This is a genomic window from Janthinobacterium sp. SUN176 (genome assembly GCF_030587335.1).
Classification (GTDB): domain Bacteria; phylum Pseudomonadota; class Gammaproteobacteria; order Burkholderiales; family Burkholderiaceae_D; genus Janthinobacterium; species Janthinobacterium kumbetense.
Map to the genome: position 1 here is coordinate 2,906,436 of NZ_JAPWIA010000001.1, position 17,188 is coordinate 2,923,623.

Annotated in this window: 14 protein-coding genes; 7 read left to right on the plus strand and 7 right to left on the minus strand. The window is 65.3% G+C overall.

Annotated elements, in window-relative coordinates; all coding sequences use genetic code 11:
• The first annotated feature begins 71 nt into the window (after positions 1–71).
• On the plus strand, positions 72–3,266 hold the full coding sequence (locus O3299_RS13160) for a DUF2339 domain-containing protein (protein ID WP_305062470.1): 3,195 nt from the start codon (positions 72–74) through the stop codon (positions 3,264–3,266).
• On the plus strand, positions 3,263–4,786 hold the full coding sequence (locus O3299_RS13165) for a DUF3999 family protein (RefSeq protein ID WP_305062471.1): 1,524 nt from the start codon (positions 3,263–3,265) through the stop codon (positions 4,784–4,786). Before O3299_RS13160 ends, O3299_RS13165 begins: the two co-directional genes overlap by 4 nt.
• A 134-nt stretch (positions 4,787–4,920) precedes the next feature.
• Here the strand turns inward: O3299_RS13165 and O3299_RS13170 are convergent, their stop codons facing one another.
• Complete coding sequence (locus O3299_RS13170) at positions 4,921–5,664, minus strand: helix-turn-helix transcriptional regulator (RefSeq protein WP_077407465.1); 744 nt, start codon at positions 5,662–5,664, stop codon at positions 4,921–4,923.
• A 160-nt stretch (positions 5,665–5,824) separates the two neighbouring features.
• Here O3299_RS13170 and O3299_RS13175 point away from each other — a divergent pair, with 160 nt between their 5' ends.
• From O3299_RS13175 to O3299_RS13185, 3 genes are read left to right on the plus strand one after another with little or no spacing between them, the layout of a single operon-like run.
• Positions 5,825–6,247 (plus strand): hypothetical protein, encoded by a 423-nt coding sequence (locus O3299_RS13175; RefSeq protein WP_251350458.1) that lies wholly within the window; start codon positions 5,825–5,827, stop codon positions 6,245–6,247.
• A gap of 24 nt (positions 6,248–6,271) precedes the next feature.
• The gene (locus O3299_RS13180) at positions 6,272–6,688 is read left to right on the plus strand and encodes a hypothetical protein (RefSeq protein WP_099667028.1); all 417 of its coding nucleotides are present in this window, start codon (positions 6,272–6,274) and stop codon (positions 6,686–6,688) included.
• A 4-nt stretch (positions 6,689–6,692) separates the two neighbouring features.
• Entirely contained in the window at positions 6,693–7,478 is a 786-nt protein-coding gene (locus O3299_RS13185; RefSeq protein WP_289910992.1) for a DUF2145 domain-containing protein, read from the plus strand.
• Here O3299_RS13185 and O3299_RS13190 read toward each other — a convergent pair.
• From O3299_RS13190 to O3299_RS13215, 6 genes are all read right to left on the minus strand, one after another.
• Entirely contained in the window at positions 7,475–8,521 is a 1,047-nt protein-coding gene (locus O3299_RS13190) for an AbrB family transcriptional regulator (RefSeq protein ID WP_305052803.1), read from the minus strand. The genes O3299_RS13185 and O3299_RS13190 overlap by 4 nt on opposite strands.
• Before the next feature lie 2 nt (positions 8,522–8,523).
• Entirely contained in the window at positions 8,524–9,597 is a 1,074-nt protein-coding gene (locus tag O3299_RS13195) for an ABC transporter ATP-binding protein (protein WP_077407473.1), read from the minus strand.
• A gap of 33 nt (positions 9,598–9,630) precedes the next feature.
• Positions 9,631–11,421, minus strand: a complete 1,791-nt coding sequence (locus O3299_RS13200) for an iron ABC transporter permease (RefSeq protein ID WP_070219148.1) — start codon at positions 11,419–11,421, stop codon at positions 9,631–9,633.
• A 67-nt stretch (positions 11,422–11,488) separates the two neighbouring features.
• A complete protein-coding gene (locus O3299_RS13205) occupies positions 11,489–12,586 on the minus strand; it encodes an ABC transporter substrate-binding protein (RefSeq protein WP_099667024.1) in 1,098 nt (365 codons plus the stop codon).
• A 48-nt stretch (positions 12,587–12,634) separates the two neighbouring features.
• Positions 12,635–13,615: a tripartite tricarboxylate transporter substrate binding protein gene (locus O3299_RS13210; RefSeq protein ID WP_305052804.1), complete on the minus strand. Its 981-nt coding sequence runs from the start codon at positions 13,613–13,615 to the stop codon at positions 12,635–12,637.
• A 3-nt stretch (positions 13,616–13,618) separates the two neighbouring features.
• Positions 13,619–14,680 carry a porin gene (locus O3299_RS13215; protein ID WP_099667023.1) on the minus strand — a complete coding sequence of 354 codons (1,062 nt, stop codon included), beginning with the start codon at positions 14,678–14,680 and terminating at the stop codon, positions 13,619–13,621.
• A gap of 214 nt (positions 14,681–14,894) precedes the next feature.
• On the opposite strand from O3299_RS13215, the gene O3299_RS13220 reads away from it, so the two are divergent.
• Both O3299_RS13220 and O3299_RS13225 read left to right on the plus strand, forming a co-directional pair.
• Complete coding sequence (locus O3299_RS13220) at positions 14,895–15,617, plus strand: response regulator (RefSeq protein ID WP_251350454.1); 723 nt, start codon at positions 14,895–14,897, stop codon at positions 15,615–15,617.
• 23 nt (positions 15,618–15,640) lie between these two features.
• Positions 15,641–17,119, plus strand: coding sequence for a sensor histidine kinase (locus O3299_RS13225; protein ID WP_305053145.1), 1,479 nt, complete (start codon positions 15,641–15,643; stop codon positions 17,117–17,119).
• The last annotated feature ends 69 nt before the right edge of the window (positions 17,120–17,188 follow it).

The window sequence follows — 17,188 nt, forward strand, 5'->3', positions numbered from 1 at the left end:
GTTTCTTGATAATAAGGTAATGTGCGCATACATCGGGCGCCTTCGCCCTGCCCTTTCAGGAAAGCTGCCCCATGTTTGGATTGATCACGCTGTTCATCCTTGGCTTGCTGATTACCGCCTTCGTGCTGGTGCTGCAATACCGCCGCAAGGTGGCGGATCTGGAATTGCTGACGGCACGCCTGCGCAAGGAAGTCGACGGCATCCAGCAGCGCCTGCGGACGCTGGAAGGCCAGGGCGAAGCGCCCGCTGCCGTTCCCGCCGTAGAGAGCGCTGCGCCGCTGCCGGTACCGGCGCCTGTTGCGGTTGCCCCGCCAGTGCCTGCGCCGCCTGCCGCCCCCGTGCCGCAAGCGGCCGCTATCAAGGTGCCCGAGGTGGCGAAGGTCGCGCCGGCCTCCCCGTCCGCACCTGCACCTTCGGCTCCGCCGCCCCCCGCCAAGCCCGCCCCTGCCGTCCCGAATACCCCGTCCTGGATCGCGCACCCGGACGGCCTCGTTGCCAAGGCGAAAAACTGGCTATTCACGGGCAACCTGGTCGCCAAGCTGGGCTTGCTGATCCTCTTCCTCGGCGTCAGCTTCCTGCTCAAATACGTGTCGGCCCAGGTCACGCTGCCCATCGAGCTGCGCCTGGCCGGCATCGCGCTGGCCGATATTGCCCTGCTGGCCTGGGCCTGGCGCATCCGCCTCAGCCGTCCCGGCATCAGCCTGCCGCTGCAGGGCACGGCGCTGGCGATATTGATGCTGGTGACGTTTGGCGCCTTCCGCCTGTATGAACTGATCCCGGCTGGCCTGGCGTTTGCCGTGCTGTTCGTGCTGACGGCGTTCACGTGCCTGCTGGCCGTGCTGCAAAACGCCGTCTGGCTGGCCGTCTTCGGCATCGTCGGCGGCTTTGCCGTACCCCTGCTCGTGTCGACGGGCAGCGGCAACCATATCGGCCTGTTCAGCTATTACGCGCTGCTCAATGCGGGCGTCTTCGCCATCGCCCTGAAACGCGCCTGGCGCGTGCTGAATGTACTGAGCTTTGGCTTTACCTTTGTCGTCGCCACCACCTGGGGCCTGCTGCGCTACTCGCCCGAGCACTACCTGTCGACGCAGCTGTTTTTGATCCTGTTCGTGCTGTTCTATATCGGCATCGCGATCGCCTACTGCGCGCGCCAGGCACCGCGCCTCAAGCACTACGTGGATGGCACCCTGGTCTTCGGTACGCCGCTGGCGGCGATGGGCCTGCAATACGGCCTCGTCCGGCACTTTGACTTTGGCCTGGCGTTTTCCGCGCTGCTTGCCGGCCTGTGCTACACGGGACTGGCCGTGGCGCTGTGGCGCCGCGCAGGTTTCAAACTGCTGGCCGAAGCCTTCCTCGCGCTGGGCATCGTCTTCGGCACCCTGGCCATCCCGTTCGCCCTCGACGGCCGCTGGACGTCCGCCGCCTGGGCGCTGGAAGGCGCGGGCATAGTCTGGGTCGGCTTGCGCCAGCGCCAGACCCTGGCCTGGGCTTTCGGCCTGCTGGTGCAGGGAGCCGCCTGGCTTGCCTTCCTTGGTGCCATGCAGGGACTCGACACGACGACGGCCTTGCAGGCCAACATCTGGCTCGGCTGCGTGCTGCTGGCCGCCGCCGCGCTGGTAATGGCCTACAATTTCCGCCGGCACGCCAGCCACCTGCATCCTGAGTTCATGAGCAGCCTGTCCGTGCTGTTCCTGACGGCCGCCACGACATGGTTGCTGGGCGGCATCTGGAGCGAAATCCTGCTGCGCACCGATAGCATCACACAACTGAACCTGCTCACCGTCAGCGCGCTGGCAGTGGCAGCCCTGCTGGCGGTGCTGGCGCGGCGCGAGCAATGGCATGCGCCGCGCGCCCTGCTGCTGGCCGTGCAGGTCCTGGCCGGCATGATATTGCTCAGCCGCGCCAGCTGGACCTGGGATCAGCATCCGGCCAGCCTGTTCGGCGGCTCCTTCCTCAGCGCCCTGCTGCTGGGCGCCGCCGCCTTTGCCAGCGCCCGTTTCCTTGCGCTGCGCGCGCGCGGCGGCGACGAGCTGCTGGCCCTGGTGGCACGTCCCCTGCTGGCCTGGAGCGGCTTGCTGTGGTTTGCCGCCATCCTCGTGCCCTTCACCAGCTGGCTGCTGCGCCTGATCGACGGCAACCTGGCGCTGCAAGCACACGCGGGCGAACACTGGCTGGCGCTGTACCTGATCGCCGTCTGCGTCACGACGCCCGCGTTCGCCCTCCTAGCGCGGCGCCTCGATTGGCCGCAGCTGCGCTGGATCAGCGTGGCCGCCTGGATTGGCCTGGGCCTGTGGAGCGCCAACCTGTTGCTGGCGCTGTACCTGCGCGATTACCTGCCGACCGGCCTGAGCTGGCTGGCTTTGGCCAGTGCCCTGGCGGCAGGAGAATACCTGCTGCTGGCCTGGCCGCAAGCGGGCTGGCAACTCGACGTGCGTGCGCTGCGCCTGCTGCATACGCTGCGCACGGCCGCGCCATGGTTGATGCTGTGGCCGCTTGGCGCCATCCAGGTCAGCGCCTGGCTGGCGCAGCATGAAGGCAGCGTCAGCCCTGCCTGGGCCCGCTACTTGCCGGCTTGGGCCATGATGCTGGTGCTGGCCTGGCTGATCCGCCGCTGCCGCGCTGGCGCCTGGCCGGTGGCGCCGATTGCGGCGTGGTACCAGCGTTATCTGATACCGCTGGCGGCGGCATGGTCGCTGCTGCTGATCGCCGCATGGAATATCTTCGACGACGGCGCCATGGCACCGCTGCCGTACTTGCCATTGCTCAATCCGCTGGACCTGAGCACGGGTTTTGCCGTCCTGCTGGCCATTGCCAGCTACCGCTTGCTGCCGGCGGGCCAGTTGCCGCTGCCCGCCGTGTGGCAGACGCGCCTGCCCGTCGTGGCCGCGTGCCTGCTGTATGGCTGGTTCAACCTGATGCTGCTGCGCACGGTGTCGCAGTACCTGGGCGTGCCCTACACCTTTGACGCCATGCTGGCCTCGCAGTTCGTGCAAGCGATGCTGTCGCTGGTGTGGAGCGTGACGGCCCTGCTGCTGATGCGTCACGCGGCGCGCCAGCAGCGGCGCCAGCAATGGAGCCTGGGCGCCGTGCTGCTGGGTCTGGTCGTCCTGAAACTGTTCCTGATCGACCTGTCCAACGTGGGCGGCATCGAGCGCATCGTCTCCTTCGTGGGTGTCGGTTTGCTGATGGTCTTGATCGGCTACCTGGCGCCGTTTCCCAAGGCTGCCGCGCCCGCTTCAGCCGAACCGCAACAAGGAGCCGCATGAAGCCCTCATTGATCTGCTGCAGCCTGCTGGTGGCAGGCGCCGCGCTGGCCGCGCCCGGCCAGGACCGGCCACAGGACTATGCCTGGAGCATGCCCATGCAGGTGCCGGCCGGCGCCGGCATCGTCCAGCTGATATTGCCCAGGGACGTCTACCTGCACGCCAGCTCGGCCAGCCTGGCGGACCTGCGCCTGTTCGACGCCGACGGCAAGCGCCTGGCCTACGCCATCGGCGCGCCGCCCGCGCAATCGGCCACGCAACGGACTGCCATTCCTGCCCGCATTTTCCCCGTGACGGGCGCGCCGGCAACTGGCGATGGATTGCAAGGCATCGATATCCGCACGGCGGACGATGGCCGTTTGCTGTCGGTCAGCACGCGCGCCGGCACGGCGGCGACCACGGCGACGCTGCAGGCGCTGATCCTCGACCTGGGCAAGCAGACGCAAGACAAGCGCATCGCCGCCATGCGCTTCACGCCGCCGGCCCGCACGGACAATTACAGTGCGCAAGTGCTGCTGGAAGTGAGCGATGACCTGAAGCAATGGGACGCCATCGGCACCACCACCCTGAATTGGCTCAGCAACAGCGACACGCAGACCCTGGCCAACGACAGCATCGCCTTTGCGCCGCGCGCCTTCCGCTATGCGCGCCTGAGCTGGCAAGCGGGCGAACCGCTGGCCTTTGCGGCGATCACGGCGCAAGCCGTCAGCGAAACGGAGATCGCCCCAGCGCGCGCCTCCATCGTGCTGCAAGGCTTGCCCGGCAAGCAGGCGAATGAATGGCGCTACGCCACACCCCTCGCCATTCCCGCCGACAGCATCGCCCTGCAATTGACGCGCAACAATGTGGTGCTGCCCGTGACCCTGGGCGTGTATCGCCAGAACAGCTATGTTCCCCGGCACCGGCTGCCCCTGCGCCACCAGGCGCGTCCCGCGCAAGGCGCGTATTTCGATCCCCTGCTGAGCACGACGTTTTACCGCATCGGCCTCGATGGCAAGGAGAGGATCTCGGGCGACCTGGCCATGCCCGTGACGCAAACGGGCGAATGGGTACTGCAGACGGCCACGGAACTCCAGCTCGACGCCAGCGATGCGCCCGCCCTGCGCCTGGGCTGGACACCGGCCACCGTCGTTTTCCTGGCCAGCGGCAAGCTGCCTTATCAGCTGGCATTCGGCCACAGCAACGCCGCCGCCGTGGCGCAACCGCTGTCGCAGGTGGCGCCCGGCTTCAAGACGGACGAATTGCTGGCACTCAAGACGGCCAGCGCCGGCCCGCTCCACCCCAACGGGGGCGCGGCGGCACCCGCACGCGTCACAAAGGACGGGGCACCGTGGCGCCTGGCCGCGCTGTGGGGCGCACTGCTGCTGGGCGTGGGCGTGCTGGGCTTCTTTGCCTGGCGCTTGCTGACGCAAATGAAACAGGAGCAACAGGAACAAGAGGGGCAGCAGAAATCGGAGCAACAGCAAACGGGCCGGCAAGCAATGGAGGATGGCGCAAACAGGCGCGGCCAGCGGCCAGACTAGGGGCCAGAAAGACCAGGCGCCACGAATGGCTTTACACAAATGGCTTTATTCGGCGTACTGACTTGCTGGCTTCACTGCTTGCTTGCTGGCTTGCTTACAGGCTAGCAGGCTTGCTTATCGACCGGCTTGCACGCTCACTGCCGCAGCAACGCCTTGAACGTCTGCGGCATCCAGGGGCGCGCCGCCAGCATGAAGCTGATGGCCAGGCGCTCATCGCCGGGCAGGCGCGCGTCTTCCTGGTGTTGCTGCGAAAATTCCACCGCCACTTGCTTCAGGCGTTCCAGCAAGGCCGCCGTGGATTTTTTCGACAGCATCACGTTCACCAGGCGCAACAATTCCGTTTCGCCATCGAATTGGGAATTCAAATAGTCACCATAGGCTTCCTTTTTGAAATACGTATGGATGGGACCGTTCGGTATCCACGCAAACGTACGCGCGACCAGCAGTTTGACCCGGTTATTCGGCAGCAGTTCCAGAAAACCGATCTTGTCGAGGCGCAGCAGATATTTCACGGCTTGCGCCTCGCTGATGTCGTAGATGGCGACGATCTGTTCCAGCGGCAGCAGGTTCAGGGCAGAGACGGCCACCACGAACAACCGGGTGTCCTCGATGATTTCCTTTTCCTGCGCATATGTCAGTCCCGTGATCAGGGTGGGCGCGGCCTGGGCTGACTGCACGGCCAGCGCCAGCTGCTGGAAATCGCTGCCGATGGCCACCAGGATCTGGTCCAGGCGCTGCAGGGTAAATTGCTTCTGCGAAAACATCCGCTTGACGCTGGCTTCGGATACGCCGATGCGCTGGGCCAGCTCGGCATACGTGACGGCGCGCGCTTTCAACAGGCGTTTCAAGGCTTCGATCAAGGCGTGGGTTTGCGGCATGCATTTCCTTTATAAAAATGGCATCGGTTCTGGCGGCAAAAAAGTAGCGCAATACGCTACCTGCGGTATGCCTGCCCGCTACGAGTAGCGTTTTCATTGACCAATTGCCCACAGTCTACAATGATGGCGTTGCCACTTGGCACACTTGAAGGAGAAACACATGAAACGCCTGCTGCCCCTCTGCCTGTCCCTGTCGCTGTTGACGCTCTCCGTGGCCGCTCCCGGCCTGGTCCACGCCGCCGCCTCGGAGAACCTGTCGAAAGGCTCGCAAAACCTCAGCCAGGGTTCCGCCATCGTCGTCGCCGGCTCCATGTCGATGCTGGTCGCCTCCGGCCAGGTGGTGGTCGCCAGCGTGGAAACGGTGGGCGAAGGCATCGTCATCGTGCTGAAAGGCGCGTCCGAAGCGGGCGGCGCTTCCATCCAGATGAGCACGCAAGCGGCCAAGGGCCTGTCGCTGGCGGCCGGCACCGTGGTCAACGTGGTGGCGCTGTCCACCGGCCACATGCTGGTTCTTTCCGGCAAGGCCATCGCCTTCATCCCGAACGAACTGGGCAAGGCGCTGCTGCACCACTCCAAAGTGTAACCACCAATGAAGAACGGAAATCCCATGAAACATCTGCTCGCCACCGCCCTGCTGTGCGCCGCCACCATGGCGCCGCTGGCCCAGGCCGCCAATTCCGACACCACCAACGCATCCGACAACGCCAGCATGGCGTCGGCCATCGTGCTCGTCGGCTCCATGTCGGTGCTGGCCGCCGCCGGTGAAATCGTCATCGACAAGGTGGAAGACGTGGCCGACGGCAGCGTCCTCGTACTGAAGAGCGCAGCCAGGGGCGCCTCGCAGGCGGCCACGGCCTCCGTCAAACTGAGCCAGAAAGCCACGCAAGGGCTGTCGCTGGCGGCCGGCACGGCCATCCAGGTAGTGGCCGTCTCGACGGGCCACATGCTGGTACTGTCGGGCAAGGCCATCGCCTATGTGCCGGATGCGGCCGGCAATGCCATCCTCCACCATTCGAAAGCGTGAACCCATGAAACGCCTGACTGTCATGATCATCAGCCTGGCCCTGGCCGGCGCCGCCCATGCGGGACGCTCGTGCGAGGAAAAGCCAACGGATGCGACCACCCTCGTCAAATCGATGGACCTGGCGCAAAAGACCCTGCAGGCGCTCGATGGTTCGGGCGCGCAAGTGGCGCTGGTGGCACGCGCCGGGCAAGACCTGTCGAAGTACAATTTGCGCTATTCGCACATGGCGCTGGCCTGGCGCGACCACCCGAAGGGCCGCTGGCTGGTGGTGCATGAACTCAATGAATGCGGCACGGCGCAATCGTCGCTGTACAACGAAGGCTTGGGTAATTTCTTCATGGATGACGTATTCATGTATGAAAGCCTGATCCTGATTCCCGGCCAGGATACGCAGCAGCAGTTGGTGCGACTGCTGACGTCGAACACGCCCAAGCGCCTGCATGAGGCGCACTACAATATGCTGGCCTATCCGTTTTCCACCAAGTACCAGAACTCGAACCAATGGGTGCTGGAAACCCTGGCCGCTGCCAGCAACGAGCCGGGCAAGATCGAAACGCGCGCCGAAGCGCAAGGCTGGCTGCGCAGCGCCAGCTACGCGCCGCAAACGCTCAGCATACCGGCCGCCACGCGCCTGGGCGCGCGCATGTTCCGCGCCAATATCGCCTTCGACGATCACCCGTTCGAGCGCCGCATGACGCGCCAGATCGACGTCGTCACGGTGGACTCCATCGTGCGCTTCATGCGCCAGCGCGAACCGCAGGTGCAGGAAATCGTCGTGCGGGGAAATTAAGGACGCGGCAGCAGGCGAAACAGCGGTCCGATCAGCAATACCAGCACCACCATGCGCGCCACGTGGAAGGCCGTGACGATGGGGACGCCCAGATGCAGGGCCTTGGCCGTCAGCGACATTTCCGCGATGCCGCCGGGCGACGTGGCCAGGATGGCCGTGCCGGGATGGATGCCCAGCCAGTGCGACAGGCCCAGTCCGAAGGCGGCCGCCAGCAGCAGCATCAGGAAACTGCACAGAGCCACGCCGGCCAGGTAGCGGGGAGCAGCATGCAGGAAGGCGGGAGTGAAGCGCGTGCCCAGGGCGATGCCGATGAACAGCTGGCCCGCGCGTATCATCCATTCGGGCAGGCGCGACAGATGGATGCCGCAGGCCGTCAGCAGCAGCGCGGCCAGCAGCGGGCCGATGACCCAGGCGTTGGGCAGCCGGCCCCGTTTTAATGCGAGGGCCGCCAGCACCGTGATGCCGACCAGCAGCGCCAGCCCGCCATAGTCGACCAGCGCGGCGCCGGGCACGGAAGTCTCATGCCCTTCTGCCAGGCCATGGCTGCCCCAGTAGCGCACGCCGAACGGGATGGTCGCCACCACCAGCATCATGCGCAGGCTGTGCGCGGCGGCCACCTTGCCCACGTCGGCGCCATGGCGCTCGCTCTGCACCGCCATCTCGGATGCGCCACCCACGGCCATGGCAAAGAAGGCGGTGGCATGGTCGACGCCGGAGAAGCGCCGCAGCAGCATGGCGCCGGACGCGCCCAGCGCCAGCGCGAACAGCACGGCGCCGGCGATCCATGGCGTGTAGACGGTGAGCACGGCCAGCACGGGCGCGGTGAAATACAGACCCAAGGCCGTGCCGATGGCCCACTGTCCCGCTTCCCGCACGCGCACCGGGCAAGCCAGTTCGCGCCCCGCCAGGCGCAGCACGGCCGTGGCAAACAGGGGGCCGATCATCCACGGCAGCGGCGTGTGCAGCCACAGGCAGATGGCGGCGCCCAGCAAACCCGTGGCCAGCGCTGCGCCGACTGCGCGCCAGCGCAGCCACCACGGCACCGTTAAAACACCCAGAGCTTATCGGCCGGCATGTGCAGCCAGTACTTGCCTGCCTCGAGCTTGTGGCGCGAATACGCGCGCAGGCTGATGTTCTCGGCGCCGCCGCGCTCGAACAGACACTCCCAGCGGTCGCCCAGATACATGCACGTCAGCAGCGGCAGTTCGATGGCGTTGTCGACCTGCGTGGCGCTGATCTTCACTTCCTCGACGCGGATCATGGTCGTCACTTCCGTGCCCGCGTTGGCGCCGCGCGCCACGCCCTGCATGGAGGCGCCATCGACCAGCAGGCGCACCTGCTTGCCTTCGCGCTGCACCACCTTGCCGGGCAGGCGGTTGTTACTGCCCATGAATTCGGCCGTGAACAGGGTGTCCGGCGTTTCATACATGCTTTGCGGCGTACCCTGCTGCTCGATCTTGCCGTTATTGAGCAGCAGGATGCGGTCGGAAATGGCCATCGCCTCGCCCTGGTCATGCGTCACCATCAGGGCCGACAGGCCCAGGCGCACGATCAGTTCGCGCAGGAAGGCGCGCGCTTCCTCGCGCAGCTTGGCGTCCAGGTTCGACAGCGGTTCGTCGAGCAGGATCACGGGCGGGTTGTACACCAGCGCGCGGGCGATCGCCACGCGCTGCTGCTGGCCGCCGGACAGCTGGTGCGGATAGCGCTCGCCCAGGTGTCCGAGTCCCAGCTGCGTCAGCACTTCCTTGATGCGCGCGGCGATTTCCGTGCTGCCCATCTTGCGCAATTTGAGGCCGTAGGCGACGTTGTCGAACACGGTCTTGTGCGGCCACAGCGCGTACGACTGGAACACCAGTCCCAGGTTGCGATGCTCGGCCGGCATCTCGAAATGCTTCGCGCCGTCGAAGACATTGCGCTCGCCGATCTGGATGGTGCCCGCCTTCGGGCTTTCCAGCCCGGCGACGGCGCGCAGCAAGGTGGTCTTGCCGCTGCCCGAAGGCCCCAGCAGGGCGACCACTTCGCCTTTTTGCAGGTGCATCGAGACACCTTTCAGTATCTGGTTGGCGGCAGCGCCGGTGCCGTAGTCCAGGTACAGCTCATTGACGGTCAATTCATTCATGATGTGGTCTCAGTCTATTCTTAGTTATGCAGCTCAGTTATGTAACTTCACGCCAAAGCGCAGCGCGATGCCCAGGCCGATGGCCACCAGGGTGATATTGATGAAGGACAGCGCCGCCACCAGGTCGGTCGAGCCGCCCGCCCACAGCGACACCAGCATGGCGCCGATCACTTCCGTGCCCGGCGAGAGCAGGTACACGCCCGTCGAATATTCGCGCTCGAAAATCAGGAACACCATCAGCCAGGCGCCCAGCAAGCCGTATTTGATCAGCGGCAGGGTCACGTCGCGCGTCACCTGGCCGCGGCTGGCGCCGACGGCGCGCGCCGCCTCTTCCAGCTCCGGCCCCACCTGCAGCAACGCCGTCGAAATGAGGCGCATGCCGTAAGCCATCCACACCACCGAATACGCGAGCCACAGGGCGAAGATCGTCGAGCGCACTTCGCGCAGCACGGGGATCACATGGCCGCTGAGCCACAGGGCCACGCCGTTGTCCATGCCTTTCAATATGCCGTCGAGCCAGGCCGGCACGAACAGGAACACCCACAGGAACGACAGGCCGGCCAAGAGGCCCGGCACGGCGCGCGGCACCAGCACGCTGTAATCGAGCAGGCGCGTGATGCCGTCCTGCTTGCGGTGCATGGCCAGCGCGATGAAGCTGTAACAGCCCACGGCCAGCGCGCCGCCGACGACGCCGATCAGGATGGTGTTGACGATGCCGCGCACCAGCGAAGGCTGGTCGAAAATATCGCGGAAATGCTGCAACGTCAGCACGTCGGCCAGGTGCACGCCCTCGCCCCAGTACTGCACGAAGGAGCGCAGCACGATGCCCGTCAGCGGCAGGATGATGGTGAAGATCAGCCAGCCGGCCAGCAAGGCAAACGCCAGCCACTTCCAGCGGCCCAGCGGCATGGCCTTGCTGCGCGCGCCCTTGCCCTTGATCGACACGTACTTGTTGGCCGATTTCAGCAGCCAGCGCTGTATCATCACCAGCGGCATGGTCACCATCACCAGGCACACGGCGACGGCAGCCATCAGGTGGTACGACGGCGTGCCGAGCTTGTTCGTCAGCTTGTACAGATAGGTCGGCAGCACCAGATGGCCTTCCGGATCACCGAGCACCAACACCAGACCGAACACCTCGAAGCCGAGGAAGAACACCAGCACGCCCGCATACGCCAGTGCAGGCATGATCATCGGCAGCGACACATTGAGCATCACCTGGATCGGCGAAGCGCCGGCCACGCGGGCCGCTTCTTCCACGTCCGAACCCAGGCTTTTCAGCGCCGACGAGGCATACAGGTAGACGTGCGGCACGTGCGTCAGGCCAGCGATGATGACGATGCTGGTGAAGGAATAGATATTCCAGGGCACGAAGCCCAGCAGCTCCTTGGCCCAGATCGAATAGAAGCCCACGGGTCCCATCGAGACGACGTAGCCAAAGCCCATCACCATCGGCGAGACAAAGATCGGCACCAGCAGCATGGGCGCCACCCAGCCGCGGCCCGGCAAATCCGTGCGCACCATCAGGAAGGCCAGCATGCCGCCCAGCGGCACGGCGATGACGGTCAGGCCGAAGGCCAGCATCAGGCCATTCTTGAAGGCCATGGCGAAATCGGGATCATCGAAGATGAAACGGTAGGAATCAAAGCCGAATTCGCGCACCGGCATGAAGAAGGGCGCGTTCAAAAAGCTCTGGTAAAAAATCAGGAACAGCGGCAGGAAAATGGCGACCAGGGTAATCGCCACGACCACGCCGCGCGGCCAGTTCAGGCGCGACAAGGGAGAGCGCGACCGTGCAGGCAGCGGCAAGATAGCAGTTTGCATGATGAATCCAATGAATGAAGGGTACGGCGTGCGCCCGCAGCCAGGCTCGCGGGCGGCTAAGTCGGCGTTATTTTTTGCCGGCTGTTTCTTTCCATTGCTTCAGGAAGGCCATGCGCTTGGCTGGCCCCAGGAATTGCAGGATGATCGGATGCACGGGAATCGGCTTGACGTTGGCCGTGCCGATTTCCTTGATCAGTTCCGCCGAGGTGGTCTCGCCCGTGACGTCGGCGCGGATGGCGAACAGCTTGGCGCCGTTGGCGATGATGGTCTGGCCGCGGTGCGACAGGATGTAATCGAGCCACAGCTTGCTGGCGTTGACGTTCTTCGCGTTCTTGTTGATGAACTGCACGCGCGACAGGATCAGGGTGTAATCCTTGGGCAGCACCACGCCGATCGACGGGTCGGTCTTGGCGCGCACCAGCGCGTAGGAACCCAGCACGTTGTAGCCGATCAGGTTTTCACCGGACGAGATACGCTCCATCATGGTGCCCGTCGACGACTGCACGCGCACCTTGGCCGTGCCGAACGCGTTTTGCAGCGCCAGGAATTGCGGATATTCCTTGGCATCCTGCGCCATGAACATGAAGCCCACGCCCGATTTCTCGATGTCGTAGGTGGTGACCTTGTCCTTGAACTTCGGCGTGGCGATCAGCTTGACGAAGTCGTCGTGGTTCTTCGGCACTTCCTTCGGGTCGAGCAAACGCTTGTTATAGACGATGGCGGCCGGCTCGAACGTGGTGCCGTAGGCCTGGTCGTCCCACATGGCCCAGCCGGGGATCTTGGCCGCTTCGACCGACTTGTATTTCAGGGCGTAGCCATCGGAGGCCAGGCGCATCTGCAAGTCCATCGCCGAAGACCACATCACGTCGGCCGTGTTGCCGCCGGCGGCCACTTCGGAAATGAAGCGGTTATACACTTCGGTGGAATTCATGTCGTTGTATTCGACCGAGATGCCGGGATACAGGGCGCTGAAGTCCTTGATCAGCGGCGCGGCGGCCTTGCTGTCGGTGGCGCTGTAGATCACCACCTTGCCTTCCTTCTTGGCCGCGTCGATGATCTTCTGGTAGTCGGCCGGATAACCTGCCGGTACCTGGGCGAAAGCGGCGCCGGCCAGGCTGGCAAACGCGGTGGCAAGGGCGGCTTGAAGCAGGGTCTTGGTTTGCATGTGGTTGTCTCCGTCTATGAATAGGTTTTTTATTTAATGAGATGTCGGTCAGCGCATCAGGCCAAGCTCATTCGCCTGCCTGGCATACTCGTCGACCGCCTTCCTGACATACGCCGTCAGCTTCGGCCCCGTCAGGGCGAATGGATACAGGCCGGCCTGCGCGCGCCATTCCGCGAACTGCGGCGTGGCCATGACGCGGTCAAAGGTGGCCACCCAGCGCTGGTAGTCCGCCTCCGGCACCTGGGGCCCCATCCACACGCCGCGGATGATCGGCCAGACCACGTCGACGCCTTGCTCGCGCGCCGTCGGCACGCCGGCCAGCACGCCTGGCAGGCGCTTCTCCGACAGCACCGCCAGCACGCGCGCATGGTTGGCGCTGGCGTTCAGGGTGGCTTCGGACGTGTCGCCCGAGACCACCTGCACATAATCGGCCTGCATCGCCGTAAACACTTCGCCGCCGCCTTCGAGCGCGACAAAACGCAGTACTTTCGGATCGATGCCGGCCTGGCGCGCCACCAGCGCCATCTTCAGCCAGTCCTGGCTGCCGATGGTGCCGGAGACGCCGATCAGCACCTTGTCCGGATGCTGCCGCAATGCCGCGATCAAGTCACCCAGCGTCTTGTAGGGCGAATCGCTGCGCACGGCGATCATGCCGTAGTCGGCGCCCAGCGCCGCCACCCAGCGCACGTCGCCCGCCTTGGCATTGCCGAACTTGCCCTGCGCCAGATTCAGCAGCGAACCGCCCGAAAACGCCACCAGGGTGTTCGGCTCCGCGCGGCGGCGCTGCGAACCCATCGAGTGCCAGGCCACGGCGCCGATGCCGCCGGGCAGATAACTGATGCGCATCGGCGCCATGGCGGCTGCCGCGCCCTCCTGCGCCAGGCCTTTTTTCGCCAGCTTGCAGGTCAGGTCCATGGCGCCGCCCGGCTTGGACGGCACCACGCACTCGGCCGGCGCCGACGCCTGCGCCGCCGCGAGGGCGGGCAGCAGGCACAGCAAGGACAGGAACAGGGAGCGCAGCATCGTCATGCCTTAGAAGCGGTGCTGGATGCCGGCGATCAGGCCGCGCTGCGTGTCGCCGAAACCGGCATCGTCACGCGACAGGCTGACCAACTGGTTGTGCTTGGCCTTGGCGTAGGCGCCGGCCACATACAGGTCGGTGCGCTTGGACAGGGCATAGCGCACGCGCGCCACGTACATGATCGGATCGGCATTGAGGTTGGCGGCCACGTTTTTCACGTCCTGGTAGTAGATCACGCCCGTCAGGGTGATCACCGGCGTGGTCTTGTAGCTGACGCCGCCCCAGTACAGGGTGCCGCGCACGTCGGCCTTGCCGGAGGCAGCCGGATCGAGCTTGTAGTCGCGCGCCGCCGCCTGCACTTTCCACGGGCCGTCGTCATACATGGCGCCCAGGTGGTAGACGGTGGTCTTGTCGCGCGCGCCGCCGGCGATGGCATTGCCGTTCACCTGCTCATACGTGGCCAGCAGGCTGACAGGACCGGTCTTGTAGGTGACGGCCGTGGACAGCTTGGCGCTGTCCGAGTTGCCCGTCGACTGCTCGCCGAAGCCGTACGATGCGCCGTAGCTGAAGTCGCCCGTCTTGCCCGAATACTTGACCATGTTGTCGAAGGCCGTCGTCATGCCGTACTTGCTCGGACCCGTCGCATTGGCCGAAGTGGCCCACGAATAGAACGGCGCATAGGCCATCGGATCGAACGGCAGCACGAAGTCATACACGGTGGTGAACGAACGGCCCAGCACGACGCGACCGAATGCGCCTTCCAGGCCCACATTGGCCTGGCGCTTGAACAGCGCGCCGTCGGCAGCGCCCGTGTCGACCAGGATGCCGCCTTCCAGGTTGAAGACAGCTTTCAGGCCGCCGCCCAGGTCTTCGCTGCCCAGGATGCCCCAGCGCGAGGTGTTCATGCCGCCCGAGCTCACTTGCGTCATCGAGCTCTTGTTCGGACCGGCGTTGCTGGTGGTGCTGACGCCGGCGTCCAGGCGGCCGTACAGCGTGACGTTCGATTGTGCCTGGGCGCTGCCAGCGGCGGCCAGGACAGCCAGAGCGGCCAGCGAGTATGCGGTCTTCTTCATGTAGAGTATCTCCCTTAGATATAGTTATTAGTGATATGCCTGATCAATTTCATGAATCAGGATCACACTATATGAGCGCGATCCTTTCAATTCGCTTTCAGACTGACAGGTGTCGCCAGCCAGCCACAAAGGGGGCAAACATATTCATTGCCGCCCCTGTCGGCGCGGCGCCGGCAGGCTTACACTGCATCCATTTCAACGAATGGCGGAGACCATGCGCATATTATTAGTGGAAGACCATCTGGAGCTGTCGCACTGGCTGGCAAAGGCCCTGCGCGACGCGCACCTGACGGTGGAGACCGCCCACAACGGCGCCGATGCCGACGCCCTGCTGCACACGCAGGAATACTCGCTGGTGCTGCTCGACCTGACCCTGCCGAAGATGGATGGCCTGGACGTGCTGCGCCGCCTGCGCGCGCGCGGCGGCACGCGCGGCAAGACTCCCGTCATGATACTCACGGCGCGCGGCGGCCTGGATGAAAAAGTGCAGGGCCTGAACCTGGGCGCCGACGACTACATGGCCAAGCCGTTCGAGCTGGCCGAACTGGAAGCGCGCGTGAAAGCCCTGCTGCGCCGCAGCCAGGGCAACGAAGCCCTCGTGCATGCGTGCGGTGCCCTCAGTTTCGACACCGTCACGCGCATGTTCAGCTATGCCGGCGCCCCGTTTCCCCTGACGCCGCGCGAACACGCGGTGCTCGAAGCGCTGATCACGCGCTCGGGACGCGCCGTGTCGAAGGAAAAACTGTTCGACGAAGTCTTTGCGCTGGCCGACGACGCCAACCTGGACGCCATCGAACTGTATATCCACCGCGTGCGCAAGAAGCTGGAAAGCGGCGTGGAAAGCGGCTCGCCCGACGGCGCCGTCATCACCACCCTGCGCGGCATCGGCTACCTGCTGCAGCCGCGCAGCGCCATGGCGCCGGCCGCGCCGAAATGACCGTGCGCGCCCCACGCCCGCCCATGCTCGAACGCTTGCGCCGGCGCTGGGCGCAGGGCCGGCCGCTGGGCAGCCTGCGCAGCCAGCTGCTGCGCTGGCTGCTCATCCCCCTGGTGATGCTGGTGCTGCTCGATGCCGTCTTTGTCTACCGCAACGCGCTCGACGCGGCCGACATGGCCTACGACCGCTCCTTGCTGGCGTCGACGCGGGCGCTGGCCGAGCGCGTCTCCATCGTCGGCGGCAAGGTGGTGGCCGAAGTGCCCTACGTGGCGCTCGACAGCTTCGAAACAGACACCCTGGGCCGCATCTATTACAAGGTGACGGGCATCAATGGCGAACTGGTGTCGGGCTATGGCGACTTGCCGCCCGTGCCGAAAAACGTGCCCCGCTCGCAGAATTATCCCGCCCTGGTGCGCTTCTACCACGCCGACTACCACGGCAAGCCGATCCGCATTGCCGCCCTGCTGCAACCCGTGTACGACGACTCGATGCGCGGCATCGCCCTGATCCAGGTGGCCGAAACGCTGGACGCGCGGCGCGGCCTGTCGAACCAGATCCTGTTCGACACCCTGAGCTGGCAGGCGGCGATGATACTGGTGATGGGCGCCCTCGTGTGGTTTGCCGTGCGCCTGGTGCTGCGCCCGCTGATGCGCTTGAAAACGGAGGTCGAGACGCGCACCCTGTCCGACCTGTCCGACGTCGACCCCACGCTGGTGCACAAGGAAATGCGCCCTCTGGTGAGCGCCATGAACGGCTCCATGTCGCGCCTGCAGCAGCTGATCGCCAGCCAGCGCCGCTTCATCGCCGACGCCTCGCACCAGTTGCGCACGCCGCTGACGGTGCTGAAAACCCAGGCCGAACTGGCCATGCGCGAGTGCGACCGCCAGGCGGGCGGGCCGCCGGACATCGCCGCCCTGCGCGACATCGTGCGCTCGATCGCCACCACCACCGATTCGACCGTGCTGCTGGCCAACCGCCTCCTGACCCTGGCGCGCATCGAGCATGGCGGCGACAGCCTGGCGATGGACGCCGTCCCCTTGCGCGACGTGGCGCAGCAGGTGGGACTGGAAATGGCCATGGCCGCCGTCGGCAGGCATATCGACCTGTCGCTGGAAGCGCCCGACGAAGCGCCCGTGCATGGCCAGGCCCTGCTGCTGCATGAACTGGTGGCCAACCTGGTCGACAACGCCCTGCGCTACACGCCGCAGGGCGGCAGCGTGATCCTGCGCGTGCGCGCGGCGCAAACGGGGAACGGCCACGAACACGGCGCCGTGCTGGAGGTGGAAGACAGCGGCAAGGGCATCCCGCCGGCCGAGCGCGAACGCGTATTCACGCCGTTCTACCGCGTCGGCACGGCGCTCGAGAGCAATCCTGGCGGCGCGGGGCTAGGTTTAGCCATCGTGCGCGACATTGCCGCCCTGCACGGCGCGCGCCTGGAACTGGCGACGGCGGAAAATGGCCACGGATTGAAAGTCAGCGTGCATTTCGGCGGCGCCGCATGATGGCCTGCATAGATAGTCATTCGACACGGAGTGTTGCCCAAAAACAACACGTAGCTTATTTCTAATATT